This is a genomic window from Thermithiobacillus tepidarius DSM 3134 (assembly GCF_000423825.1).
Classification (GTDB): domain Bacteria; phylum Pseudomonadota; class Gammaproteobacteria; order Acidithiobacillales; family Thermithiobacillaceae; genus Thermithiobacillus; species Thermithiobacillus tepidarius.
Map to the genome: position 1 here is coordinate 44,767 of NZ_AUIS01000008.1, position 25,790 is coordinate 70,556.

Annotated in this window: 20 protein-coding genes and 2 pseudogenes; 9 read left to right on the forward strand and 13 right to left on the reverse strand. The window is 67.1% G+C overall.

The annotated features are described in order from the left end of the window. Positions 1-45 precede the first annotated feature (45 nt). The 7 genes from G579_RS0105720 to G579_RS0105750 are packed head-to-tail and all read right to left on the reverse strand — an operon-like array spanning position 46 to position 10,213. Positions 46-810 (reverse strand): peptidylprolyl isomerase, encoded by a 765-nt coding sequence (locus G579_RS0105720; RefSeq protein WP_028989417.1) that lies wholly within the window; start codon positions 808-810, stop codon positions 46-48. Between the two features lie 16 nt (positions 811-826). Beyond that, positions 827-1,510: a respiratory nitrate reductase subunit gamma gene (gene narI, locus G579_RS0105725; protein WP_028989418.1), complete on the reverse strand. Its 684-nt coding sequence runs from the start codon at positions 1,508-1,510 to the stop codon at positions 827-829. A 42-nt stretch (positions 1,511-1,552) separates the two neighbouring features. Beyond that, a complete protein-coding gene (gene narJ / locus G579_RS0105730) occupies positions 1,553-2,224 on the reverse strand; it encodes a nitrate reductase molybdenum cofactor assembly chaperone (RefSeq protein ID WP_028989419.1) in 672 nt (223 codons plus the stop codon). Beyond that, a complete protein-coding gene (gene narH, locus G579_RS0105735) occupies positions 2,221-3,768 on the reverse strand; it encodes a nitrate reductase subunit beta (RefSeq protein ID WP_028989420.1) in 1,548 nt (515 codons plus the stop codon). Before narH ends, narJ begins: the two co-directional genes overlap by 4 nt. A gap of 30 nt (positions 3,769-3,798) precedes the next feature. After that, positions 3,799-7,530: a nitrate reductase subunit alpha gene (locus G579_RS0105740; protein ID WP_028989421.1), complete on the reverse strand. Its 3,732-nt coding sequence runs from the start codon at positions 7,528-7,530 to the stop codon at positions 3,799-3,801. 39 nt (positions 7,531-7,569) lie between these two features. Next, complete coding sequence (locus G579_RS0105745; RefSeq protein WP_028989422.1) at positions 7,570-8,907, reverse strand: MFS transporter; 1,338 nt, start codon at positions 8,905-8,907, stop codon at positions 7,570-7,572. 40 nt (positions 8,908-8,947) lie between these two features. Continuing rightward, positions 8,948-10,213, reverse strand: coding sequence for an MFS transporter (locus tag G579_RS0105750; protein ID WP_028989423.1), 1,266 nt, complete (start codon positions 10,211-10,213; stop codon positions 8,948-8,950). Positions 10,214-10,471: 258 nt separating this feature from the next. On the opposite strand from G579_RS0105750, the pseudogene G579_RS19695 reads away from it, so the two are divergent. Beyond that, a pseudogene (locus G579_RS19695) lies at positions 10,472-11,839 on the forward strand (histidine kinase); the annotation flags it as partial. Positions 11,840-11,993: 154 nt separating this feature from the next. Beyond that, positions 11,994-12,668: a two-component system response regulator NarL gene (gene narL / locus G579_RS16065; RefSeq protein ID WP_038018431.1), complete on the forward strand. Its 675-nt coding sequence runs from the start codon at positions 11,994-11,996 to the stop codon at positions 12,666-12,668. A 251-nt stretch (positions 12,669-12,919) separates the two neighbouring features. On the opposite strand, the gene G579_RS0105770 is transcribed toward narL, so the two are convergent. The 3 genes from G579_RS0105770 to G579_RS0105780 all read right to left on the reverse strand — a co-directional run bounded on the left by G579_RS0105770 (position 12,920) and on the right by G579_RS0105780 (position 14,770). Beyond that, positions 12,920-13,366: a glycine cleavage system protein H gene (locus tag G579_RS0105770; protein ID WP_028989426.1), complete on the reverse strand. Its 447-nt coding sequence runs from the start codon at positions 13,364-13,366 to the stop codon at positions 12,920-12,922. A 131-nt stretch (positions 13,367-13,497) separates the two neighbouring features. After that, positions 13,498-14,184, reverse strand: coding sequence for a Crp/Fnr family transcriptional regulator (locus tag G579_RS0105775; protein WP_028989427.1), 687 nt, complete (start codon positions 14,182-14,184; stop codon positions 13,498-13,500). Positions 14,185-14,266: 82 nt separating this feature from the next. Continuing rightward, complete coding sequence (locus G579_RS0105780; protein WP_028989428.1) at positions 14,267-14,770, reverse strand: hypothetical protein; 504 nt, start codon at positions 14,768-14,770, stop codon at positions 14,267-14,269. 208 nt (positions 14,771-14,978) lie between these two features. On the opposite strand from G579_RS0105780, the gene G579_RS16070 reads away from it, so the two are divergent. The 6 genes and pseudogenes from G579_RS16070 to G579_RS16080 form a co-directional block, all read left to right on the forward strand. Further along, a complete protein-coding gene (locus tag G579_RS16070) occupies positions 14,979-15,677 on the forward strand; it encodes an MBL fold metallo-hydrolase (protein WP_051180940.1) in 699 nt (232 codons plus the stop codon). Positions 15,678-15,685: 8 nt separating this feature from the next. Beyond that, entirely contained in the window at positions 15,686-16,045 is a 360-nt protein-coding gene (locus G579_RS0105790; RefSeq protein WP_028989429.1) for an ArsR/SmtB family transcription factor, read from the forward strand. Next, entirely contained in the window at positions 16,042-17,352 is a 1,311-nt protein-coding gene (locus tag G579_RS0105795; protein ID WP_028989430.1) for an MFS transporter, read from the forward strand. Before G579_RS0105790 ends, G579_RS0105795 begins: the two co-directional genes overlap by 4 nt. 9 nt (positions 17,353-17,361) lie before the next feature. Further along, complete coding sequence (locus G579_RS0105800; RefSeq protein WP_028989431.1) at positions 17,362-17,721, forward strand: rhodanese-like domain-containing protein; 360 nt, start codon at positions 17,362-17,364, stop codon at positions 17,719-17,721. A 196-nt stretch (positions 17,722-17,917) separates the two neighbouring features. After that, complete coding sequence (locus tag G579_RS16075) at positions 17,918-18,631, forward strand: class I SAM-dependent methyltransferase (RefSeq protein ID WP_230973804.1); 714 nt, start codon at positions 17,918-17,920, stop codon at positions 18,629-18,631. A 471-nt stretch (positions 18,632-19,102) separates the two neighbouring features. Then, a pseudogene (locus tag G579_RS16080) lies at positions 19,103-20,731 on the forward strand (EAL domain-containing protein); the annotation flags it as partial. 108 nt (positions 20,732-20,839) lie between these two features. Here the strand turns inward: G579_RS16080 and cls are convergent. Then, positions 20,840-22,129 (reverse strand): cardiolipin synthase, encoded by a 1,290-nt coding sequence (gene cls, locus G579_RS19460; protein ID WP_081662615.1) that lies wholly within the window; start codon positions 22,127-22,129, stop codon positions 20,840-20,842. A gap of 241 nt (positions 22,130-22,370) precedes the next feature. Between cls and G579_RS0105825 the strand changes: the two genes are divergently transcribed. Continuing rightward, positions 22,371-23,519 carry a porin gene (locus G579_RS0105825; protein ID WP_162142974.1) on the forward strand — a complete coding sequence of 383 codons (1,149 nt, stop codon included), beginning with the start codon at positions 22,371-22,373 and terminating at the stop codon, positions 23,517-23,519. A 187-nt stretch (positions 23,520-23,706) separates the two neighbouring features. Here the strand turns inward: G579_RS0105825 and rng are convergent, their stop codons facing one another. Next, positions 23,707-25,206 (reverse strand): ribonuclease G, encoded by a 1,500-nt coding sequence (rng, locus tag G579_RS0105830; RefSeq protein ID WP_028989434.1) that lies wholly within the window; start codon positions 25,204-25,206, stop codon positions 23,707-23,709. After that, a complete protein-coding gene (locus tag G579_RS0105835) occupies positions 25,203-25,745 on the reverse strand; it encodes a Maf family protein (RefSeq protein WP_028989435.1) in 543 nt (180 codons plus the stop codon). Before G579_RS0105835 ends, rng begins: the two co-directional genes overlap by 4 nt. Positions 25,746-25,790 lie beyond the last annotated feature (45 nt).

The following is a 25,790-nucleotide window of genomic DNA, read 5'->3' on the forward strand; positions in this document are numbered from 1 at the left end:
GTGCCTCCTTGAGCGGACGGGCGCGGCCCGTCGCGCATGCTGTCGCTACTGTACCAGCGGCGTTTCCGCCCCCGTCAGCTCGATGCCGTGGATCACGGCCTGGCCGACCAGGATCTGCAGGTACTGGTGGATCGCCCGGCGGCGGGCCGCCTCGCTCATGTAGCCGGCGATGCATTCCCGCACCGCCTCGAAGGGCAGCTGCACGCCGTCGATCCGGCGCTCCACCTTGACGATGTGCAGGCCGAAGCGCGTTTCCAGCAGGCGGCTGCGGATCTCGCCGCTGCGCATGCGAAAGACCACCGCCTCGAATTCCGGCACGCTCTGCCCGCGCGAGAGCTGGCCGAGATTGCCGCCGGCCGCGCCGGAAGGGCAGTTGGAATAGCGGCGCGCCAGCTCCCCGAAGCGCTCGGGCTGCGCCAGGACCTCCTGCAGCACCTCGTTGGCCTTGGCGCGAATCAGCGCCAGCGGCGATCCTTCGTTGATCTGGAACAGGATGTGGCTGGCTTCCACCAAATCGCCGCTGCGAAAGCGCTCGGGATGATTGGCGTAATAGGTCCGGCACTCGGCCTCGGTCGGCTCCGGCACCCGCACCTCCTGCGCGATGAGCTGCTCGATCAGCGCTTCGGCACGCTCGCCCGCGTCAGCCGCCGCGGCCGTCAGTCCTAGCCTTTCCGCCTCCTGCAGCAGGACATGCCGCAGCACCAGGGCCTGCGCCGCCGACCGCAGCGGCGCTTCGGCCGCGGCGTGGAAGGGCAGCTCCCGCTCCACGTCCTGGTCGGTGATCTCGATGCCGTTCACGGTAATGGACATGCCGCTCCTCCTCGGATCATTTTGGCCGCACCACCTGATAGCTGCGCCAGGGATAGGCGACGGCGGCGAAACCGCTCCAGACGTGCACCAGCCGGCTGAAGGGGAAGAGCACGAACACGGTCATGCCGAACCAGATGTGGATCTTGTAGATGATCGGCACGGGCGCGATGAGTTCCACGGCGCCGCCGCGGAAGGTCAGGATGTGCTGCGCCCAGCCGGCCAGCAGCAGCATGACGCTGCCGTCGCGGTGCTGATAGGAGAAATAGGTGGTGATGAGTCCCAGGACCAGCGTGATCAGCAGCCAGAACAGCACCACCAGATCCATGGGCCGGGTGGTGGCGCGGATGCGCGGCTCGACCAGGCGCCGGTGGATCAGCAGCACCAGGCCCACCAGGCAGATCATGCCGGCGATGCCGCCGCTGATGATGGCGAGCATCTGCTTGTCGGGCGTGGACAGCCCGAAGGATTCATAGAGCCAGTGGGGCGTGAGCAGGCCGAAGAGGTGGCCGAAAAAGAGAAAGAGAATGCCGATGTGGAAGAGATTGCTGCCCAGGCGCAGCTGCCCGAGCCGCAGGAGCTGGCTGGAGTCGCTCTTCCAGGTGTACTGCTCGCGCTCGAAGCGGAACAGGCTGCCCAGCAGAAAGATCGCCAGCCCCACGTAGGGATAGATGCCGAAAAGCAGGTAATCCAGGTTGTCCATGGCCGAATCTCCCGTGTCGCGATGCCGAATCGATGCAAACCGCTACGCCTGACCGATGCCGGTCGGCGCCCGCGAGCCCGGCCGGGGCGGGTCCACGTAGGCCACCTGCGGCTTGGGCGTCAGCAGGGGCTCGACGCCGTCCGCCCCCGGCCCGAACCGCACCAGGGCGTCTTCCATGTCGCGCGATGGCTGCTCGGCCAGCGGCGCGGCCGCCACCGGCGAGAGCGCCTCCAGCACCCGGAAGATGCCCTGGTAGGGGCTGCCGTCCCGGGCCAGGCGCCCACCGATCAGCGCCAGCACGTCCACCGCTTCGCCCAGCAGGGCCAGCGCCTCGTCCTCCGGCCGCAGGGACAGATACTCCAGGAAGAGCGGCAGGTAGTCCGGCAGCTCGTCGGCGTCGATCTCCAGGCCGTGCTGCCGGTATTCCTGCAGCAGGCTCACCATGGCCTCCCCGCGCTCCCGCGACTCGCCGTGGATATGCTCGAAAAGATGCAGCGAGTGGGCCGGATTGCGGTCGAAGGTGGCCACGTAGTGCTGCTGCAGCTCGATCAGCCGCTCGCCGCGCAGGTGCTGCAGCAGCGCGCTCAGCGAGCCTGCCGCCGCGCCGTTGGAGGCCGTCTCCTCGACCAGGACCGCCTCCACTTCGTCGAGGGCGGCCAGCCAGGCCGGCTCCGGATAGGTGAGCAGCAACGCCAATGCCTTGAAAGTTTTCATGAAGGCAGCCCTCCCGTGGACTTGGGGCGCGGATGGTAGTGCAGCCGCTGCGTCTTGCGGGTGCCGAAGAGGCCCGCCTTGGACACGCCGTCGGAGCAGGTGTTGCCGAAGGAGAAGCCGCAGTAGCCCTTGTCGGTGAAGGCCTCCTCCGACACCTCGCGGCGCACGGTGGGGATGACGAAGCGGTCCTCGTAGTTGGCGATGGCCAGGTAGCGGTACATCTCCTCCACCTGCGCCTCGCTCAGCCCCACCTGGCTGAGCACCTCGGTATTGGCGCGGCCCTCCACCGACTTGCCGCGCATGTAGGCGCGCATGGCGAGCATGCGGTCCAGCGCCCGGACCACGGGCGCCTCGTCGCCGGCGGTGAGCAGGTTGGCCAGGTATTTCACCGGGATGCGCAGCGAGCGGGTGTCGGGAATGATGCCGTTCATGCCCATGCGGCCGCTCTCGGCGGCGGCCTGGATCGGCGACAGGGGCGGCACGTACCAGACCATGGGCAGGGTGCGGAACTCGGGGTGCAGGGGGAAGGCGATTTTCCAGTCCATGGCCAGCTTGTACACCGGCGAGCGGCGCGCCGCCTCGAGCCAGGCCTCGGCGATGCCGTTGCGGCGCGCCTGGTCGATCACCACCGGGTCGTTGGGGTCGAGGAAGATGCCCAATTGCGCTTCGTAGAGATCCTGCTCGTCGGCGACGCTGGCCGCCTCGCGGATGCCGTCGGCGTCATAGAGCAGCACGCCTAGGTAGCGGATGCGCCCGACGCAGGATTCCGAGCAGACCGTCGGCTGCCCGACCTCGATGCGCGGGAAGCAGAAGATGCACTTTTCCGCCTTGCCCGATTTCCAGTTGTAGTAGACCTTCTTATAGGGGCAGCCGCTGATGCACATGCGCCAGCCGCGGCACTTGTCCTGGTCCACCAGCACGATGCCGTCCTCGGCGCGCTTGTAGATGGAGCCCGAGGGACAGGAGGCCACGCAGGTGGGATTGAGGCAGTGCTCGCACAGGCGCGGCAGGTACATCATGAAGGTGTTCTCGAAGGTGGCGTACATCTCCTTCTGCACGTCGTCGAAGCAGATGTCGCGACTGCGCGATTCGAACTCGCCGCCGAGATCGTCCTCCCAATTTGGCCCCCAGACCACCTTGTCCATCTTGTCGCCGGTGATGATGGACACCGGCCGCGCCGTGGGCGGGGTCTCGGACAGCGGCGCGTCGTGCAGGCGCTGGTAGTCGAAGGTGAAGGGCTCGTAGTAGTCGTCAATGGCGGGCAGGTTGGGGTTGGCGAAAATATTGGCGAGGATGCGCCACTGGCTGCCCTGGCGCGGCTGGATCTCGCCGTCGCCCTTGTGCGCCCAGCCCCCGTTCCAGCGCTCCTGGTTCTCCCACTCCTTGGGATAACCGATGCCGGGCTTGGTCTCGACGTTGTTGTACCAGACGTATTCCATGCCGTCGCGGAAGGTCCAGACGTTCTTGCAGGTGATGGAACAGGTGTGGCAGCCGATGCACTTATCCAGGTTCATCACCATGGCGATTTGCGCTCTCACTCTCATGCGGATCTCCTCGTTTTGCGGCGGCGGACGTCATCGCGCCCGGGCCGGGCTGCGCATGGCCTCCCGCTCCGGGGTCAGCGGCCCTTCCATCCAGTCCACGTGCTGCATCTTGCGCACGATGACGTATTCGTCGCGGTTGGAGCCGACGGTGCCGTAGTAGTTGAAGGCGTAGCTCAGCTGGGCGTAGCCGCCGATCATGTGGGTCGGCTTGGTGATCGTGCGCGTCACGCTGTTGTGGATGCCGCCGCGGAAGCCGCTGGTCTCCGCGCCGGGCACATTCACGATCTTCTCCTGGGCGTGGTACATGAGCGCCATGCCGCGCGGCACGCGCTGGCTCACCACGGCGCGCGCGGTCAACGTGCCGTTGACGTTGAAGACCTCGACCCAGTCATTGTCGCGGATGCCCGCCTCGCGCGCCTCCACTTCGGAAATCCAGATGTGGGGACCGCCGCGCGACAGGGTCAGCATGTGGCCGGTGTCGGTGTAGGTGCTGTGGATGCCCCATTTCTGGTGCGGCGTGATCCAGTTGAGCACGAGATGCGGCTGGCCGTTGCCGAAGCGGTCGATGGCCGGCTGGACGGTCTTGGTGGCGATGGGGGGCTTGTACACGCACAGGCCCTCGCCGAAGTCCAGCATCCACTTGTGGTCCTGGTAGAACTGCTGGCGGCCGGTCAGGGTGCGCCAGGGGATGAGCTCGTGCACGTTGATGTAGCCGGCGGTGTAGCTCACCTCCTCGGATTCGATGCCGCTCCAGATGGGCGAGGAGATGATCTTGCGCGGCTGCGCCACGATGTCGCGGAAGCGGATCTTGTCGTGCTCCCGCGGCAGCGCCAGGTGGGTGTGGTCGCGGCCCGTGATGGTGGACAGCGCCTCCCACGATTTCACCGCCACGTGCCCGTTGGTCTCCGGCGCCAGCATCAGGATCACTTCGCAGGCGTCGACGGCGGTGTCGATGCGCGGCCGCCCCTGGCTGACGCCCTCGGCCTGCACGGTCCGGTTGAGCTCGGCCAGCTGCCTGAGCTCGACGTCCGTGTTCCAGTTGATGCCCTTGCCGCCGTTGCCGAGCTTGTCCAGCAGCGGACCCAGCGCGGTGAATTTCTTGTAGGTGTCGCCGTATTCGCGCGTCACCACCACCACATGGGGCAGGGTCTTGCCCGGCACCGGCTCGCACTCGCCCTTCTTCCAGTCGCGCACGTCCAGCGGCTGGCCCAGCTCGGAGGGGGTGTCGTGCTGCAGAGGCACGAGCACCAGGTCCTTGCGGGTGCCCAGGTGCTCGGCGGCCAGCGCCGAGAACTGCTTGGCGATGGCTTTGTAGATCTCCCAGTCGCTGCGGCTCTGCCACAGGGGCTGCACCGCCTCGGTCAGCGGGTGGATGAAGGGGTGCATGTCGGAGGTGTTGAGATCGTCCTTCTCGTACCAGGTGGCGGAAGGCAGCACCACGTCCGAGTAGAGGGCGGTGGTGGACATGCGGAAGTCCAGGGTCACCAGCAGATCCAGCTTGCCCTCCGCCGCCTGCTCGTGCCACACGACCTCGTTGGGCTTGGGCTCCCCGAGCTCGCCCAGATCCGGCCCCAGCACGGCGTTCTGGGTGCCCAGCAGGTATTTCAGGAAATACTCGTGGCCCTTGCCGCTGGAACCGAGCAGATTGGAGCGCCAGACGAAGAGGTTGCGCGGGAAATTCCGGGGATTGTCCGGATCCTCGCTGGCAAAGCGCAGGGCGCCGGATTTCAGCTGCTCCACCGCGTACTTGACCGGGTCCAGGCCCAGCGCTTCCGCCTGCTGCACCACCTCGATCGGATTGCTCTCCAACTGCGGGGCGGACGGCAGCCAGCCCATGCGCTCGGCGCGCACGTTGAAGTCGATCAGGCGCTGGTCGACCAGGGCGGGGTCGGCGGTGGGCGACAGGATTTCGTCGACCTTGAGCTTTTCGTGCCGCCACTGGCTGCTGTGGTTGTAGAAAAACGAGGTGCCGTTCATCTGCCGCGGCGGCCGGTGCCAGTCGAGGGCGAAGGCCAGCGGCGTCCAGCCGGTCAGCGGCCGCAGCTTTTCCTGTCCCACGTAGTGCGCCCAGCCGCCGCCCGACTGGCCGACGCAGCCGCACATCACCAGCATGTTGATGATGCCGCGGTAGATCATGTCGTTGTGGTACCAGTGATTGAGGCCCGCCCCCAGGATGACCATGGACTTGCCCTGGGTCTTGTCGGCGTTGTCGGCGAACTCGCGGGCCACGGTGACGATGTCGGCGCGCTTGACGCCGGTGATCTTCTCCGCCCAGGCCGGCGTATAGGGCACGTCCTCGTCGTAGCTGGCGGCCACGTTCTCCCCGCCCAGCCCGCGGTCGATGCCGTAATTGGCCAGCAGCAGATCGTAGACCGTGGCCACCAGGGTCTCCCGGCCGTTCACGGACAGGCGCTTGACCGGCACCTGGCGGGCCAGCAGCGCGTCACGGTCGCCGCCGAAGTAGGGGAAGCTCACCGCCGCCACCTCGTCCTGCACCCCCATGAGGCTCAGCCGCGGCTTGATCTCCTGGCCGCTGGCGGCGTCCCGGAGCTCCAGGTTCCACACGCCGACCTCGCCCCAGCGGTGGCCGATGCTGCCGTTGGGCGACACCAGATAGCCGGTGAGCTCATCGATCACCACGGCCTTCCACTCGGGATTGTTGGCCTGCCCCAGCCCGCCCTCCAGGTCGGCGGCGCGCAGCAGGCGGTCCGCCACCAGGGTGCCGTCGTGCTCGCGCAAGGTGACCAGCATGGGCATGTCGGTGTACTGGCGGCAATAGGCGTCGAAGTAGGCGCTCTTGCCGGGCAGGTGGAACTCCTTCAGGATCACGTGGCCCATGGCCAGCGCCAGGGCCGCGTCCGTGCCCTGCTTCGGGGCGAGCCAGATGTCCCCGAACTTCACGTATTCGCCGTAGTCGCTGGCGATGGCCACGGTCTTGGTGCCCTTGTAGCGCACCTCGGTGTAGAAGTGGGCGTCGGGGGTGCGGGTCTGCGGCAGGTTGGAGCCCCAGACCAGCAGATAGGTGGAGTTGTACCAATCGGCCGACTCCGGCACGTCGGTCTGCTCGCCCCAGACCTGCGGGCTCGAAGGCGGCAGGTCGCAGTACCAGTCGTAGAAGGACAGCAGCACGCCGCCGATCAGGGACAGGTAGCGGGCGCCGGCGGCGTAGCTGACCATGGACATGGCCGGGATCGGCGAGAAGCCGATCACCCGGTCCGGGCCGTGCTGCTTGATGGTGTGGACGTTGGCGGCGGCGATCAGCTCCGTCACCTCGTCCCAGTTGCTGCGCACGAAGCCGCCCAGGCCGCGCACGGCGGTGTACTGCCTGCGCTTGGCCGGATCGGCCTGGATGGCGGTCCAGGCCTCCACCGGCCCCAGGCGGCTGCGCGCTTCGCGCCACAGCTCCATCAGGCGTCCGCGCACCAGCGGATACTTCAGGCGCTGGGCGCTGTAGACGTACCAGGAATAGCTGGCGCCGCGCGGGCAGCCGCGCGGCTCGTGGTTGGGCAGGTCCGGACGGGTGCGCGGATAATCGGTCTGCTGGATTTCCCAGGTGATGAGCCCGCTCTTGACATAGATCTTCCAGGAGCACGATCCCGTGCAGTTCACCCCGTGGGTGGAGCGCACCACCTTGTCGGTCTGCCAGCGCATCCGGTAGGCGTCCTCCCATTCGCGATCCTCCTTCACCACCACGCCCAGGCCGTCGGCGAAGTGCCCCACGTTTTTTCGGAAGAACAGCATCCGGTCGAGAAAATGGCTCATGAGATCACTCCTTGTTCCAATAGGCTGCGCCGGGCGCGTTCAAGAAGGCACTTCCGCGCCGCGGCGGGCGTAGTACCACCAGCTGACCGCGATGCAGGTCACGTAGAACAGCAGAAAGGTGTACAGGGCCGCCTGCGGCCCGCCGGTCATGGCGATGGAGGTGCCGAAGGCCTTGGGGATGAAGAAGGCCCCATAGGCGCCCACCGCCGAGCTGAAGCCGAGCAGGGCGGCGGACAGCATGCCCGCTTCCTTGCGCAGCGCCTCCTCCGACAGCGCCGTGCCGCGCGCCTCGGTCTCGCGCCGAAACATGGTCGAGCAGATCACCGGGATCATGCGGAAGGTGGAGCCGTTGCCGATGCCGGTGCTGAAAAAAAGCAGCAGGAACATGGCCATGAAGCCCCAGAACACGCCGCCATGCGCCTCGCCGCGCAGGAAATAGAGCACGCCCAGTACCGCCAGCGCCATGACGATGAAGGTCCAGAAGGTCACCCGCGCACCGCCGACCTTGTCCGCCACCCAGCCGCCCAGCGGGCGGGACAACGCGCCGATCAGCGGCCCCAGGAAGGCGTACTGGGTCGGGTCCACGTCGGGAAACTGGTACTTGGTCAGGAGCGGCAGTCCGGCGGAAAAGCCGATGAAGGAGCCGAAGGTGCCCAGGTAAAGCCAGCTCATGATCCAGGTGTGCCGGCGCTTGAAGATCACCGCCTGCTCGGCGAAGGAGGCCTTGGCCGAGGCGATGTCGTGCATGCCGAACCAGGCGGCCAGGGTCGCCAGCGCGATGAAGGGTACCCAGATGAAGCCGGCGTTCTGCAGCCACATGTCGCGGGTCGCCCCTCCCTTGACCCAGGTCTGCGGCTCGCCGCCCAGGGCGCCGAATACCCCGGCCGTGATCACCAGCGGCACCAGGAACTGCATGGCGCTCACCCCCAGGTTGCCGAGCCCGGCGTTGAGGCCCAAGGCCGTGCCCTTCTCCGCCTTCGGGAAGAAAAAGCTGATGTTGGCCATGCTGGAAGAAAAATTGCCGCCGCCGAAGCCGCAGAGCAGAGCCAGGATCAGGAAGACCGCAGACACGTCCGCGGTGCTCAGGGTGGTCCACTTGCGCCCGCCGAAGATCGGCACCATGAACGAGTAGAAGATGCGCAGGGTCGCCCCCGATAGGCCCGGTGCCGCCGCCAGCCAGAAGAGCTGATTCTCGCTGAAGCGGAAGCCGACGTTGGGCAGGTTCACCACCACCATGCTCCACACCATCCACACCGCGAAGGCGAGGAACAGGGCCGGAATGGAGATCCACAGATTGCGCCGGGCGATCGCCTTGCCCTCGCGCTCCCAGAAGGCCCGGTCTTCCGGGTTCCAGCTCGTCAGCACATGCGTGGCCATGCCTGTCTCCCCCATGGTGTCCCGCGCATCCGATCGCCCCTCATTCCAGCACGTCCCCCGCCGCGGCCCGCTGCCGCTCCCGGGCCGCCGCCATGGGCCGCACTTCGGTCCAGTACATCCACATCAGCGACACCCAGATGATGCCGAACAGGAGCATGAAGACCGACGAGCGCACGCCGGTGAGATCCACCAGGGCGCCGAAGAGGATGGGCAGGATGAAGCCGCCCAGGCCGCCCATCAGCCCGACGATGCCGGAGATCACGCCGATGTTGTGCGGATACTGATCGGAGATGTACTTGAACACCGACGCCTTGCCGAAGGCCCAGGCCACGCCGACCACGAAGAGCAGCGCGGTGAAGACCCAGGCACTGAGCCCGATGTGGAAGGTCCGAGGACCGTCCACGGTATGAACGACGAAATCGGTGCGCGGATAGGACAGGAAAAATAGCGCCACCAGCGACACCCACAGCACCCACCAGGTGACGGTATGGGCGCCGTAGCGGTCGGCCAACCAGCCGCCGAAGGCGCGCAGCACGCCGCCCGGCAGCGAAAAGGCGGCGGCGAACAGGGCGGCGATCCGGATGTCAAAGCCGTATTCGGCGACGTAGTACTTGGTCATCCACAGGGCCAGCGCCACGTAGCCGCCGAAAACGATGGAATAGTACTGACAGTAGCGCCACACCCGCGGGTCCTTGAGCGCACGCAGCTGCTCGCCCACGGTCACCGTGGCCGACACCCGGTGCGCCGGGTCGGAGTAGGTCAGGAACCAGAAGAGCAATGCCATGACGAGCATGGCGGCGGCGTAGACGGTCGGCACCATGGTCCAGCCGTAGGCCACCACGATGGACGGCGCCACGAACTTGGTCAGCGCCGCCCCGGCGTTGCCGGCGCCGAAGATGCCCATGGCCAGGCCCTGGCGCGCCTTGCCGAACCAGCGGGCCACGTAGCTGATGCCCACCGAAAAGGCGCCGCCGGCCAGCCCCACGAAGAGCCCCAGCAGCAGAAACTGCCAGAACTCGCGGGCTTGGCCGATGAGGTAGAGGGGCAGGACGGTACTCAGCATCAGCGCGAAGAAAACGCTGCGGCCGCCGTACTTGTCGGTCAGCATGCCGAGCGGCAGGCGCACCAGGGAGCCGGTGAGCACGGGCGTGGCGGCCAGCAGGCCGAACTGGGTCTCGTTGAGTCCGAGCTGCTCCTTGATCGGAATGCCGATCACGGCAAACATCATCCACACCGCGAAGCAAACGGTGAAAGCCAGCGTGCTCATGGTGAGCACGGCTATCTGCTGGTGGGTTTGCGTCGCCATGGCTGTCCCTGGGTCCTGGATAGGCGCATCGCTCTCATCGATGGATGAGACCTTTCCGTCGGGCCGCGGTTTGGCGGGCAGCCGGTGCGCGCCGGCCGGCAAAAGCGGCCGCCTACCACCAAAGTGGTAGCTTGATGAACGGCTAAGTTATTGCTAAAAATGAGATTTGCAGCTGGAAACTCGCGGGCGGAGCCCCCTGGCGGCTCCTTGGAGGTATCACCTCTGCTTCGGGAGGACGGTCGGTCGGACCGGAACCACATGCGGACATTGCAGAAGCTCTTCGCATCATCGCTGCTGCTGCGGCTGGGGGCGGGCCTGGGCGCTGTCGTCCTGCTGACCGTGCTCGGCATCGGCAGCGCCGCCATCCTGGCCAATACCCTGCCCGGTTCCACGGCCCAATGGGTGCGCGGGATCCTCGGCGCCGCGCTCTTCCTCACCCTGGCCGCCGTGGCGGTGACCCTGTACCACCTGCACACCGAACTGCTCGCTCCCCTGCGCGAACTGCTGCGCTGCGCAACCGCCTTCCGCCGGGGCGAGCTCGCCGCCCGCACCGCCTACGTGGGCGCCGACGAGTTGGGCCAGCTCGGCAGGGCCTTCAACGGCATGGCGGAAGACCTGGTCCGGCTGCAGGCCGAACAGGCGGCCCGCGTGGCTGCCAAGACAGCCGACCTGGAGCGCAGCAACCGCGCGCTGAATCTGCTGTACCAGTCCATCGCGCGGGTCTACAACGGCCCCCTGGCGCGCGAGACCTACCTGATCATGCTCAAGGATCTGGAAAACGGGCTCGGCGCGGAGCGCGGGATTGCCTGTCTGGTCGACGAGGACCGGGCGCGGGCCCGGGTGCTGGCCTCCACTCTGCGCCGCGAAGCGGATCCCGATTTCTGCCGCTTGAGCGGCTGCGCCGAATGCCTGCGCCGCCGCGGCGTGCACACGCGCCGGCTCGGCGGCCGGCGCGTGCTGGCTGTTCCCCTGCAGGATGCGCAGCGTCAACACGGCTTGCTGCAACTGCTGTTGCCAGAGCGCTGGGAAAGCGCCCCCTGGCAGAAACAGCTGCTCGACGCCCTATCCCGCCACTGCGGCGCGGCCATCGGCACCGCACGCCACCAGGAACAGCACCGTCGCCTGTCGCTGCTGGAGGAGCGCAGTGCCATCGCCCGCGAGCTGCACGACTCCGTCGCCCAGTCCCTGGCCTATATGCGCATCCAGGTGGCCCGCCTCGAATCCGCCGTGCGGGAAGCGCCGAAGCAGCCGGCTGCCGACGGCGCCCTGGCGGAGCTCGGCACGGAGCTCGACACCGCCTGCCGCCAACTGCGCGGTCTCCTGTCCACCTTCCGCCTGAAAATCGAGGGCGGGCTCGGCCCGGCGCTCGAACAAACCGTGCGGGAGTTCGGCGGGCGCGGCAATCTCCCCATCACGCTGGACGTGCGGCTGGCCGGCGAGCAGCTCTCGCCCAATGAGGAGATCCACCTGCTGCAGGTGCTGCGCGAGGCCCTGGCCAACGTCGTTCACCACGCCCGCGCCAGCCGGGCGCAGGTCACCGTGCATGGCGCTCCGGACGGCACGGTCGTGGCCACGGTCGAGGACGACGGCATCGGCATCCGGGCGGCGCCGGCGGCGCATCATTACGGTCTGGCGATCATGCAGGAACGGGCGCGCAGCCTGCACGGCACGCTCGCGGTGGAGCCCCGCCGCCCCGCCGCCCCGCCGGCACCCGGGTCACCCTGGCCTTCACGCCCGCCGGCCGCTGCACGCCGCGCACCGCGAGCGGGAGTCCACGTTGATGCCTCGGCGCCGCTCAGTGCTCGTCATCGACGATCACCCCCTGTTCCGCAAGGGCGTGGTGCAGCTTCTGCAATCCCGGGACGACTACGAGGTCGCGGGCGAAGCGCCCTCCGGCGCCGAAGGCATCGACTTGGCCCGGCGGCTGCGGCCCGATTGCATCCTACTGGACCTCAACCTCAAGGACATGAGCGGCATCGACGTGCTGAAATCGCTCAAGGCACACGATGCCGGCGCCTGCGTGCTCATGTTGACCGTCTCGGACGCGGCGGAGGACCTGGTCGACGCCCTGCGCGGCGGCGCCGATGGCTACCTGCTCAAGGACGCGGATCCGCAGGAACTGCTGTCGGGCCTGCACGCCGCCGCCCAGGGGCGCGTGGCCGTCAGCAGTCTCCTCACCGGCATCCTGGCCCAGGCCCTGCGCGGGGACGCCCTGCCCAGGACACCCGCGGAAGCCGGCCTCACCGCGCAGGAGCGCGCCATCCTCGAACACGTTGCAGATGGGCAGAGCAACAAGGTGATCGCCCGGGAACTGGGCATCAGCGAGGGCACGGTCAAGGTGCATGTGAAGCACCTGCTGAAAAAACTCCGGCTGCGCTCGCGGGTGGAGGCGGCCGTCTGGGCCGTGGAGCACGGCTACCGGCCAAATCCCACGCACAACGGCAGTCGCCGGTGATTGGTGATTGGTGATTGGTGATTGGTGATTGGTGATTGGTGATTGGTGATTGGTGATTGGTGATTGGTGATTGGCAAGGCTGGGGCGGGACCGGAGCTCGGTCAAGAGGCGCCGTCGCGGCCGCGAACCACTCAGAAGGGCCATCCCCGGCGCCGCGCCCGCCATCCCATTGCCGCCCCCGGCCGTGGGAGCGGGCTTGCCCGCGATCCGCCGTGCCGGCCGCCCGGATTGCGGAGCCGCCGGTCTACCGCTCATTCCGCGCAGCGCATGCACTGCACGTCGTAGCGGTCGATCCACTTCTGCAGGGCCTCGACGGCGGCCGCGCCGGTCGCCAGGGTGTCGAAGGCGTGCTCGGGGTCGTCGGGGCGCACCTTGGCGATCCAGGCGTCGTGGTAAGGATCGATGTTGACCAGGTTGGGCATCTCCAGCACCGCTTCGTTGACCGCGACCACGGTACCGGCGAAGGGGCAGGGCACGCCGCCGGCCCACTTGCCGCTCTCCAGGGTGGCCACGTGCCGGCCGGCCGCCAGGACCGTGCCCACCTTCTTGATGCGGATCTTCTGCACCCGCCCGGCCATGGTCTGGGCCGGATCGGTGATGCCCAGGGTGACGGTGCCGTCCTCCTCCGGCCGGATCCACACATAGTCGAGATCGAAGAACAAATCGTCGGGCAACTCACAACCGCGGTATTCTGCCATACCCCCTCCCATGCCTCGCGGACATCACGCGCCGCGCGGCGGCGCGGCTTTCGGATCTTGGAAAGAGTCTAGGACCGGACGGCCTCGGCGTCATTGATCTGGGTCAAGACGGCCGGGGCGGGTACGTCGGCTCAAACGCAGGTTTCGCGCCAGTGCCGCAGCTTGCCCAGATCGGGAATGCGGATCTGCGGACCGTCCAGCTCGATCAGGCCAAGGTCGCGCAGGGAGGCCAGCACCCGGGAAAAGGTCTCCGGCTTGATGCCCAGCCGCGAGGCGATGACGTTCTTGTGGGCGGGCAGTTGGAAGGTCGCCGTGCCCGACTGGGCGGGACAGTGCTCGAGCAGATAGCCGGCCACCCGCTGCCCGGCGGTCTCCAGGCTGAGGGCGCGCACGTCGTTGATGAGCTGATGCAGGCGCAGGCTGATGCTGGCCAGCATCTTCATGGCCATACTGTTGTTGGCCTTGAGGGTGCGGATGAAATCCGCCATGTCGATGCGCAGCAGCCGGGCCGGTCCCAGGGCCGCGGCGTAGACCGGATAGCGCCCGCCGAGAAAGACCACGGCCTCGGCGAAGGTCTCGCCCGCCTGAATGAGCTCGATCACCTTCTCGTTGCCGTCCGGCGCCAGCTTGAACAGGCGCATGCCGCCGCTGACGATGAAGTAAAAGGCGTCCGCCTTGTCCCCCTCGCGAAACAGCAGCGCGCCCGTCTCCAGTTCCAGGGAACGGGCATTGGCCGCGATCTGGGCCAGTTCGTCGGGGCTCAGCGCGGAAAAAAGCGGCGCCTGCCGCAGCAGCGTGGTGTCGGCGTCATTGAGCATGGCGGGGGTCCTAGCACGATCATAGTGCATGAACCGGCCCGCCGCCAACCTCGCGCCGGCCGCCCAGGCGCCGCGGGAATGCCTAGCGCTTGTCGCCCAGCGGCGCCAGCATCGGCGCGCCGACCTGGTAAGCCTCGTGGCAGGCGATGCACTTGCTCAGAGTGCCGTCCAACTGCCGGAGCGTATGCCGGCCATCGGCGAGGCTTTCCGCATCCAGGGCGATCTGGTCGAAGTCGCTGTGCACGCTGAAGCCCAGTTGCCGGAACCCGGCCGGCAGCTTGCCCATCAGGCTCGGCGGCATATCATGGGTCGCCTGCCGGCCCATGGCGCGCGCCGCCTTGGCCACGGCGGCCATGTCATCCTGGGCCAGGGCCTGGGTCATCTGCTGGATGCCGCTCAGAAAGAGGCGCATCTCCTGCAGCAGCATGGCCTGTTCCCGGGGTTCCAGCGCCAGCGTCCGGCGCTGGTCCACCGGACCGGACAGCGCCGGGGCCGCTTGGCTTGCGCCATGGTGGTCGTGCTCGGCGGCCGGGGCCGCCGCGGCCGGCAACAGGCCCAGGATGCCCGCCAGCAAGGTTGCCCGCATGTCTCGCTTCACCATCCCTCGTCGCTCTTGTTGTAATCGATACTAACCAGCATATCAGCATACCGAGGCCCGGCGCGGGCAGCCTTGACCAGGATCAAGGACGGCGTGGCGTCGGACCCCTATACTGCGCCCCAAGAGTTGCAAAATTCATTAACTAATGTACAATTACCCATAACTGGACTGCCCCCAGTGGGCAAAAGGAGCCAAGATGATTTTCCGGCAACTGTTCGATCCGACCACCTCCACCCTCACCTACCTGCTCGGCGACGAGGCCACGCGCCAGGCGGTGCTCATCGACTCCGTGCTGGAGCAGGTGGACCGCGACCTGGCCTTGCTGCAGGAACTCGGCCTGACCCTGGCCTATACCCTGGAAACCCACATCCACGCCGACCACGTCTCCGGCGCCAAGCGCCTGCGCGAGCTGACCGGCTGCAAGATCAGCGTGCCCGACCCGGCCAAGCTGGACTGCGCGGACCTTCTGGTGCGCGAGGGCGAACCGCTGCAGCTGGGCAGCCTGCGCATCGAGCCGTTGCATACGCCCGGGCATACGGACGTGGATTTCTGCTATCGGGTGGGCGACCGCGTCTTCACCGGCGACACCCTGCTCATCGACGGCTGCGGACGCACCGACTTCCAGAGCGGCGATGCCGCCGCCCTGTACCGTTCGGTGCAGGACAAGCTCTTCACCCTGCCGGGCGAGACCCTGGTCTACCCGGGCCACGACTACAACCACCGGCGGGTGTCCAGCATCGAGCAGGAGCGCCTGCGCAATCCGCGCCTGGGCGGCGGCAAGACCCTGGACGAGTTCGTGGCCATCATGGACAACCTGAACCTGCCCAAGCCGGCGCAGATCGAGCGCGCCGTGCCGGCCAACCTGGGCTGCGGCCGGGCGGCCGCGGGCGCTTAGGAGGCACCGTGGCCAACCCGCGCTTCGCCCTCTTCTCCGAGGTCTTCGCCGCCCTCGCCCACCCCAAGCGCCTGGAGATCATCCACATTCTGGGCCGCGGCGAGCACACCGCCGGTCAGCTGGTGGAGCTGACCGGCCTGTCCAAGGCCAACGTTTCCCAACATCTCAACGTCCTCAAGGCACGCGGGCTGGTGCATTGCGAGAAGTGCGGCACCTTCTGCCACTACACCCTGACCACGCCCAAGGTGCTGGAGGCCTGCGAGCTGATGCGCCAGGTCGTCGTCGAGCAGATGGAGGAATTCACGGAAACGCGCCGGGCCCTGGCGACGGTGCTGCCCTTCCCCGAGGACCAGAAGGAGCGGGGATGAAGGCGGACGCCCTGCACGCCGAGCTGACGCACGGCATCCGCAGCAACCTGTCGCAGTTCCTGCACCAGCTCCTCCAGGTTTTCCTGGTGGGGCTGACCATCGGCATGATGCGCAACGTGGTGCCGGCCCTGGCCACCACCGAATTCGGCGTACCCCAAGGCTCCTTCACCCTGCTCGCCGCCTTCGTGGTCGCCTTCGGCTTCGTCAAGGGCACCATGAACTTCGTGGCCGGCCGCCTCTCGGAGCGGCTGGGGCGGCGCAAGGTGCTGTTGCTCGGCTGGCTCAGCGCCCTGCCCATTCCCTTCCTGATCCTGTATGGCCCGAGCTGGGGCTGGATCGTGGCGGCCACCGTGCTGCTCGGCGCCAACCAGGGCCTTACCTGGTCCATGACGCTGACCTCCAAGCTTGATCTCAGCCGGCCGGAGCAGAAGGGCCTCGTCAACGGCCTGAACGAGTTTTCCGGCTACTTCGCCGTGGCCGTGGCGGGCGTGGTCACCGGCTATCTGGCCAGCGGCCTCGGGCCGCGCCAGGGGCTCTTCGTCTTTGGCCTGATCGTGATCGTGCTGGCCCTGGCGCTGGTGCTGCTCTGGGTGCGCGACACCCTGCCCTGGGCCAAGGCGGAAAGCGCCCGCTTCGCCGCCGGCAAGGCCGGCGGCCCGGTGGCCCGCTTCCCGCGCAACATCGCCGACCAACCCTCCACCTGGGAGGTCTTCACCCTCATGTCCTGGCGCGACAGGCGCATGTTCGCCCTGTGCCAGGCCGGGCTGGTGGAAAAGTTCACGGATGCCATCGTCTGGGTCTTCTACCCGGTCTTTCTGTACGGCCGCGGCCTGAGCCTGGCCGAAACCGGCTGGGTCATCGGCGTCTACGGCGCCGTCTGGGGCGCCTCCCAGCTCGTCACCGGCCCCCTGTCGGACCGCATCGGCCGGCAGAAGCCCATCACCGCCGGCATGCTCCTGTGCGGCGTCGGCGTCGGCCTCATGCAGCTCGGCAGCGGCGTGGCCTGGTGGTCCGCGTCGGCCGCCATCACCGGCTTCGGCATGGCCCTGCTCTACCCCAACCTGGGCGCGGCGGTGGCCGACATCGCTCATCCCAACTGGCGCGGCTCGGCGCTCGGCATCTACCGCTTCTGGCGCGATCTCGGCTACGGCTTCGGCGCCCTGGGCCTGGGCCTGGTGGCGCAGCTGAGCGGCCAGCTCAGCGCCGGCTTCTGGTTCGTGGCCGCCAGCATGATCATCTCCGGCCTGATCCTCGCCGTGGTCGGCGAGGAAACCCACCCGCGCCTGAACCCGGCGCCCGAGGCATGAGGAGGCGCCATGGACCGCTACGAACGCCACCTGCAGCATCTGGAAGCCGCCCTGCCCCACCTCGATCCCACGGCGGTGCAGGCGCTGCTGAAGCGCGGAGAAGCCGTGCTGGTGGACGTGCGCGAGCCCGACGAATTCGCTGCCGCCCACATCCCCGGCGCCCTCAATCTGCCGCGCTTCCGGCTGGAAGCACGCATCGAAACCGCCGTCCCCGACCCCGCCGCCCGCCTCATCCTCTACTGCGGCAGCCGCGGCCGCTCCACCCTCGCCGCCGCCACCTTGCGGGACATGGGCTTGGATGCAATGGTGCTGAAGGGGGGCCTCAGGGCTTGGGAAGAGGCGGGACTGGCGGTGGAAGGAGCCAAATGAAGCAAGGCCATCGCCCTACCTCCGCCCTGGAGGAGCAGGTGCGCGCGATACGTCCGCGCCGGGGCAAAAGGCGCGTCGGGGAACCGAGGCTTACTGTCGAACCTCTTGAAACCCGTCTCCCAAACACATCCGCGGCTTGCATACGGTGCGCAAAAGGCGGGCTCCGGCCATCGGGCCATCCCCGACACCCAAGCCCGTGCCGCTGACCCCCGCCACCTACGATTCCTGGTATCAAGGGCCGCGCGGCGCCTGGGTCGGCGAAACCGAATACCGGCTCCTCGAACGCCTGCTCGCCCCACGGCCAGGCGAGTCACTGCTCGATGTCGGCTGCGGCACCGGCTACTTTACCCGGCGCTTCGTCGCCGATTCCAAGCTGCGGGTCACCGGCGTCGATCCCGACGCTCCCTTCCTGGGCTATGCCCGAGCGCATGCCGTGGCAGGGGAGCAGTACCTGCCAGGCGATGCCCGCGCCCTGCCCTTTGCCGACGGCAGCTTTGATCTCTGCCTCTCCGTCACCGCCTTATGTTTCATCCGCGAGCAGCACCAAGCACTGGCGGAAATGCTGCGGGTAACCCGCCGCCGTTTCGCCATCGGCCTGCTCAACCGCCGCAGCCTGCTCTACCGGCGCAAGGGACGCGGTGGCGGGCAGGGGGCCTACCACGGTGCCCACTGGCATACGCAACGGGAGATCAGAACTTTGCTTGGCGACCTGCCTGCAACGGATTTGGTGCTGCGCAGTGCAGTATTTCTGCCGCATGGCGGAACCCTGGCGCATATTGTGGAGACACTCCTGCCTGCTTATTTGCCCTGGGGCGCTTTCCTGGTGGTGGCGGGCAACAAAAGGGCGGAGCACCCGGCTCCGCCCCTAGGTCCCGGCGATGAGATTTTCACGCAGGCCCCGGCGACCTGACGCACGGGCAATCAGGCTGGCGTGGCCAATCCCGAAAGAGCCTGCAGTCGCCGACCAAAGCCAGCGCCCAGGCCATCGCGAGCCAACTCGCTCCTACCGCTGCCCTCAAGCGCAGGTGAGTCGGCTGGACTGAGACAGCTAGCTTGGACTGAGTGCCGCGAAGCCCAACACGTTTCTACTGAACTTCCAACCACCGCGAGCGACCCAGCGAGTTGCCGCCGCTCCCAGTGCCATCCCAAATACCGCTTGCCTAACCCATCCACCCTTGACAGAATCCATCCTTCCGCTAGTTAAGTAAGTAGTGAGCTAAAAAATCAGCGCGCTCTGCAGCAGCACGCCGTTTCCTCGGCAGCGGAGCGCCCTTCACACCAAGCGGGTTGGCCCAGCCATCGACGAAGCATGATTTCAAACAGGGAAAAAGGTCGACCTGATCCGCAGTCCGCTGCGCTGGACATGCAGATCGACTCGATGATGCACGAGCTGATGGACTTGTCGCCGGACGCCATTTTTTTCAAGGATGGCAACGGCAGGTGGCTCTGGGTCAACCGCGCCGGAATCCAGCTCTTCGGCCTGCAGGACGTGGCCTACCAGTTCAAGACGGATCAGGAGCTGGCGGTGCAGTTGGGCAAGGACTCCACCTTTTTCCGCCAGTACTACGCCAGCTGCGCCAAAACCGACGAAAAGGCCTGGAAATCAGGCAAACCCTGGCGCGGCGAAGAGTGCATCAAGATTCCCGGCCAGCCGCCCCGCTATTTCGATGTGGTCAAGACGCCGCTTTTCGACGCCGACGGCAAGCGCAAGGGCATCCTGGGCATCCGGCGCGACGTCTCCGAGCAAAAGCAGGCCTACACCAAGATCCACTACCTGGCCAACTACGACGCCCTGACCGGGCTGCCCAACCGCGCCCTGTTCCAGAATCGGCTGCAGCAGGCCATTGCCCAGGCCAAGCGCAGCGAACGCCTGCTGGCTGTCTTCTTCCTGGACCTGGACCGCTTCAAGGTCATCAACGAGGCCCTCGGCCACCAGACCGGCGACCGGCTGCTCAAGGCCGCCACCAAGCGCCTGGCGGCCTGCATCACCGCCGATGACGTGGTCGCGCGCCTGGGCGGCGACGAGTTCGCCCTGATCCAGACCCAGGTCGCCCACGTGGACGACGCGACCACGCTGGCGCAGCAGCTGATCGACGCCTTCTCCCGGCCATTTCTGCTGGACGGCCAGGAAATCCACACCAGCATCAGCATCGGCATCACCATCTATCCCTTCGACGACAGCGATCCCGACCATCTGCTCAAGAACGCCGACATGGCCATGTACCGCGCGAAGCGCGAGGGACGCAGCCAGTACCATTTCTACACGGCGGACATGAACACCCAGACCCAGACGCGCATGACTCTGGAAAAGGATCTGCGGCGGGCGCTGACGCGACGGGAGTTCCTGCTCAACTACCAGCCGCAGGTGGATCTCAGAAGCGGCCGCATCATGGGCATGGAAGCCCTGTTGCGCTGGCAGAAGCCCGGTCGCGGGATGGTGTCGCCCGCCGAGTTCATTCCGGTGGCCGAGGACAGCGGCCTGATTCTGCCCATCGGCGAATGGGTGCTGCGCGAGGCTTGCGCTCAGAACAAGATCTGGCAGGACGCGGGCCTGCCGCCCCTGCGGGTGACCATCAACATCTCGGCGCGCCAGTTCGGGCCCAACGGCGGCTCGGTGGTGGACACGGTGGACCAGGTGCTCCGCGAGACCGGCCTGGCGCCGGCGTACCTGGAGCTGGAGCTGACCGAAAGCCTGATCATGGCCAATCCCGAGCACGCCGCCGTGGTCCTGCACCAGCTCAAGGAAATGGGCGTGGGGCTGGCCATCGACGACTTCGGCACCGGCTACTCCTCGCTGAGCTATCTCAAGCGCTTTCCCATCGATAAGCTCAAGATCGACCGTTCCTTCGTGCGCGACATCACCGTGGACCCCAGCGACGCGGCCATCGTCAATGCCGTCATCAGCCTGGGCCACAGCCTCAACCTCAAAGTGATCGCCGAGGGCGTGGAGACGGCGGACCAGCTCGCCTACCTGCAGCAGCAGGCGTGCGACGGCATCCAGGGCTATTACTTCAGCCGTCCCCTGCCGGCCATTTCCTTCACCCAACTGCTACGCCGCAACAAGTCCCTCCACGGCGGCGCCCCTGCGGGGGGGGGGGGGGGGGGGGGGGGGCAGCGACTACAGATAGGCCTCGATCGGCGCCAGCACGGCACCCTTCAAGCGCTGCCAGGCGGAGCGTTTCAGCCATTCCCCGGCGGTGACCGGTCGACTCTCGGCCAGATCCGCGAAAAACGCGCCTTCGAGTTCGATGGCGAAATCCCGGCTGTAGACGTTAAGGTTCATCTCGTTGTTGATGGCGAAGGAGCGGTTGTCGAAGTTGGCTGAGCCGATGCTCGACCACACGCCATCCACCACCATGGCCTTCACGTGCATCATGGTCGGCTGGTATTCGTAGATCTCCACCCCCGCCGCCAGCAGCGGCCCGTAGCTCTCCCGGCTCACCGCCTGCACCACGCCCACGTCGATCCAGCGGCCCGGCACCAGGATCTTGACCTCCACACCGCGGCGCCGGGCCGCCACCAGTTCCTGAGTGGCCAGACGATCCGGCAGAAAGTACGAGTTGGCAATGTAGATGGACTGGCGCGCCGAGCGGATGGCCAGGTCGAAGAGCATGCGGATGGTGGGCGCGCCGCTGCCCGCCGGCGAGCTCTTGACCACCTGCACCGGATGATCCGCCGTCCGGCTCAGGGGGGGATAGTAGGCATCGCCGGCAAAGACCCGGCCCGTGGCCTCCTGCCAATCCTCGGCGAACGCCGCCTGCATCCGCGCCACCGCCGGACCCGTGACCCGCACCTGGGTATCGCGCCAGTGATCGGGGCTCTGCGCCCGCCCGCGCCAGGGGTCGGCGATGCCCACGCTGCCGGTGAAGCCCACCCGGCCGTCCACCACCAGGATGCGGCGATGGGTTCGGTCGTTCAGGCGCCCCATGGTGCGCAGGCGCGCCGGGTGAAACCACGCCACCTGGCAGCCCGCCGCCTCCATCTGCGCCAGCTGCTGCGGCGAGATCTTGCGGGAGCCGACCGCGTCCAGGAGCACGTTGACCTGCACGCCGGCGCGGGCGCGTTCGGCGAGCGCGTCGGCAAAGCGCTGGGCCACCTTGCCGGACCAGAAGATATAGGTCTCGAAATTGATGGTGTGCCGGGCCTGGGCGATGGCGCGCAACATGGTGGGGAAGATTTCATCGCCGTTCTGCAGCAACTCGACCTGGTTGCCGTCGATGATCTCCGCCTGCCCCAGGGCCTCCGCCGCGCGCCGGAACTCGGGCGCATGCACGCCCGCCGGCGCGGGCGTGACATAGTGCAGGCGGCCGTCCACCCGATGGGCACAGCCGCCCGCTGCCAGGCAAGCCAGCAGGATCATCAGCCCCCTGGCGAGGGCCGTGTTCTGGTAACGAGGAAAATGCAGCATATTGGTCTCGGCGCGTAGGCGTCACCGACATTATAGCCTTGCCGCCCCGGCATCGCTCTCCAACTTACGCCCACAACCCCGCCCGCCCCTCCGGAAACCACCCATACCGGCGTGGCCTCAATGCAACAGCAGATTAGCTTTTAACCAAATATTCATAAGTCTGTCATCAAAACGTCATACGCGCCGCTTAGCATAGCGCTCGGCTTCACCCCCCGTTTCACCCAAAAGAATGGAGAGTTACATGCGTAAGTACGTTTTGATGGCGGCCGTGGCCACGGCCGTGGCGGGCATGAGCGCCGTCGCCAGCGCGGCGGATGACGATTTCATCCTTGGCAAGGAAAGCAAGGGCGGCACGGTGCAACACGGCAGCGAGTTCAACATGAAGGCGCGCGTCCGCCTTCAGCCGCGCTGGGACTACGGTGATCTCACCACGGAAACGCTCGGCGGCGTAACCTCTTTCGCCACCCAGAGTGACCTGTACATCCGCCGCGCCCGCCTGGAAATCGGCGGCAACATGACCAAGAACCTGACCTACGGCTTCGTGCTGGAGGCCGACAAGTCCGACCAGAAGAACGTCGGTGGCGCCACCACCAAACTGCACTACGCCTACTTCAACTACAAGTTCGACGACGCCTTCGGCGTACGCGTGGGTAAGGAAAAGCTGCCCTACAGCCGCGTCAGCCTCACTTCCTCCTCCAAGCAGCTCCTGGTCGAGCGCCCGTTCTCCACGGAAGCGGCCAAGAAGTTCTTCGGCGATTACTACCAGACCAACGTCATGCTCCACGGCAAGCTGGCCGGCGGCATGTTCAACTACTACGCCGACGTCGCCGACGGCGTGAACGGCGGCGCCAACACCCGCGGCGGTCCTGCCCTGATCGGCCGCATTGAGCTCTCCCCTCCCAGCCTCGTGGAGAAAGGCAGGTCCGACGCCCATCTGGGCAAGGGCCAGCATCTGACCCTGGGCCTGAGCTACGGCACGCAGCAGGGCGCCGGTTCGGCCACCGGCGAGGCGGACTACACGCTGCAAGGCCTCGACCTCTCCGGCCATTGGCAGGGCCTGACCGCCCAGGCGGAATACATCGAGATGAAGACCGAGCCCTCCACGGGCCTCGTGACCAAGCCGAAGGGCTGGTACGTGCAGGCCGGCTACTTCATCCCCGGCCTCAACCTGGAGCCGGCGTTCCGCTATGAGAACTTCGACCACAACTCCGAGCGGGCCGACCAGACCCAGAAGATCACCACGCTCGGCGCCAACTACTACCTGAAGGGCCACAGCATGAAGGTCGGCCTGAACTGGGTACACCACAAGTACGACACGCCCGCGCTGGCCAAGACCACCGACGACACCTCGGCCAACGTGGTCCAGCTGCAGACGCAGTTCTACTTCTAAATCCAACCCGCGCAGCGGTGCGCCGCTGCGCCACGGTTGCGATGGCTTCTCCTCAAGGATTGAGCCCGCCTTTCGGCGGGCTTTTTTATCGGCAGCTCCAGCCGAACCCGTCAACATGGTGTCCAAACCGCGATCGACACGGCCGTGCCATGCTCTTCCGCGTGCAGACCGCAAGGCTGAGATGGCGCTACATCAGGATGATGTCGAACTGCTCCTGGGTGTAGTCGGGCTCGATCTGCAGGGTGATGGGGCGCTTGATGAAGGCCTCCAGCATGGCCAGCCCGGTGTTCTCCTCGTCCAGCAGCAGTTCCACCACCCGCTTGCTGGCCAGCACCATGAACTTCTCCGCCGGGTAGGCGCGGCACTCGCGCATGATCTCGCGGAAGATTTCGTAGCAGACCGTCTGCGGCGTCTTCATCACGGCGCGGCCGCCGCAGTAGGGACAGGGCTCGCACAGCACCCGCGCCAGACTCTCGCGGGTGCGCTTGCGCGTCATTTCGATCAGCCCCAATGCGGAGATCTGCGTGAGCGTGGTGCGCACGCGATCGCGGGCCAGGGCCTTTTCCAGCGCGCGGTGCACCCGGCGCTTGTGCTCCTCGTCGTGCATGTCGATGAAATCGAGGATGATGATGCCGCCCAGGTTGCGCAGGCGCAGTTGGCGGGCGATGGCCGAGGCCGCCTCCAGGTTGGTCTTGAGGATGGTCTCGTCGAGGTTGCGCTTGCCGACGAAGCCGCCGGTGTTGACATCGATGGTGGTGAGCGCCTCGGTCTGGTCGATGACGAGATAGCCGCCGGACTTGAGCGGCACCTTGCGGTCCAGGGCGCGGGCGATCTCGTCCTCCACGGAATAGAGCTCGAAGAGCGGGCGCTCGCCGGTGTAGAGCTCGATGCAGTCCACCACCTCCGGGATCAGCTTTTCCGCGAAGCGCAGCGCCGCCTGGTAGGTCTCGCGCGAGTCGATGCGCACCTTCTGGATGTCCTCGGAAATCACGTCGCGCATGGTGCGCATGGCCAGGTTCAAGTCCTGGTGCACTTCGGCGGGCGCCGCCGACTCCTCGATGCGGCTGCGGATGGCCTGCCAGAGCTTGCGCAGGAAGGCCACGTCGCGGGCCAGCTCCTCGGCGGAAGCCCCCTCGGCCATGGTGCGGATGATGTAGCCGCCCTCTTCCTCCGGCGGGATCAGCCCCTCCATGACACCCTTGAGCCGGGCGCGCTCCTCCGGGGATTCGATGCGTGTGGACACGCCCAGGTGGCGCACAAAGGGCATGTAGACCAGGAAGCGCGCCGGCAGCGTGATGTGGGTGGTCAGGCGCGCGCCCTTGGTGCCGAGCGGATCCTTGACCACTTGCACCACCACCTGCTGGCCTTCGTACAGCAGCTCGTTGATGGGCCGCGGGGCATGCGAGGGTTCCATGGGCGGCTCGCCGGTGTCCACCAGCGCTTCCTCGCGCTCGCCGATGCCGCCCATCACGTCGGCGGCATGCAGGAAGCCGGCACGCTCCAGGCCGATATCCACGAAGGCGGCCTGCATGCCGGGCAGCACGCGACTGACGCGGCCCTTGTAGATGTTGCCCAGCAGCCCCTTGCTGCGCGCCCGCTCGATCTGCACCTCCTGCAGCACGCCGTTTTCCACCAGCGCGACCCGGATCTCCTGGGGCGTGACGTTGATCAGCACCTCCTCGCTCACAGCACCTCCATCCCGCACGCCTTCAACAATGCCGCCGTCTCGAAGAGCGGCAGCCCCATGATCCCGCTGTAGGAGCCCTCGATGCGCTCCACGAAGACCGCGCCCAAACCCTGGATGGCGTAGCCGCCCGCCTCGTCGATGGCGCGGAAGGTCACCCGACTGCGGCTGACGGCGGTCCGTTCGCCCTGAGGGCCGTGCAGGGCCACGGCGGTGATCACCTCATGGCTGCGCCCGGCCAACTGCAGCAGGGTGGCCACACCGTCCGCCGCATTCGCCGGCTTGCCGAGCACCCGGCCGTCCGCCAAGGCCACCACCGTGTCCGAGCCCAGCACCGGCCCCGGCGGCAGCCCCTGCGCCTGCACCATTTCCCAGGCACGCCGTGCCTTGTCCCCGGCCAGCCGCAGCGCCAGCGCGGCCGGCGGCTCGCCGGGCCGCGGCGTCTCGTCGACGTCCGCCGGCAGCACGTGCGCGTGAACGCCGAGCTGCGCCAGCAGCGACAGGCGCCGGGGCGAGCGAGAGGCGAGATAGAGGCGGGCCATGTTTTAAGTGATTCGTGATTCGTGATTCGTGATTCGTGATTCGTG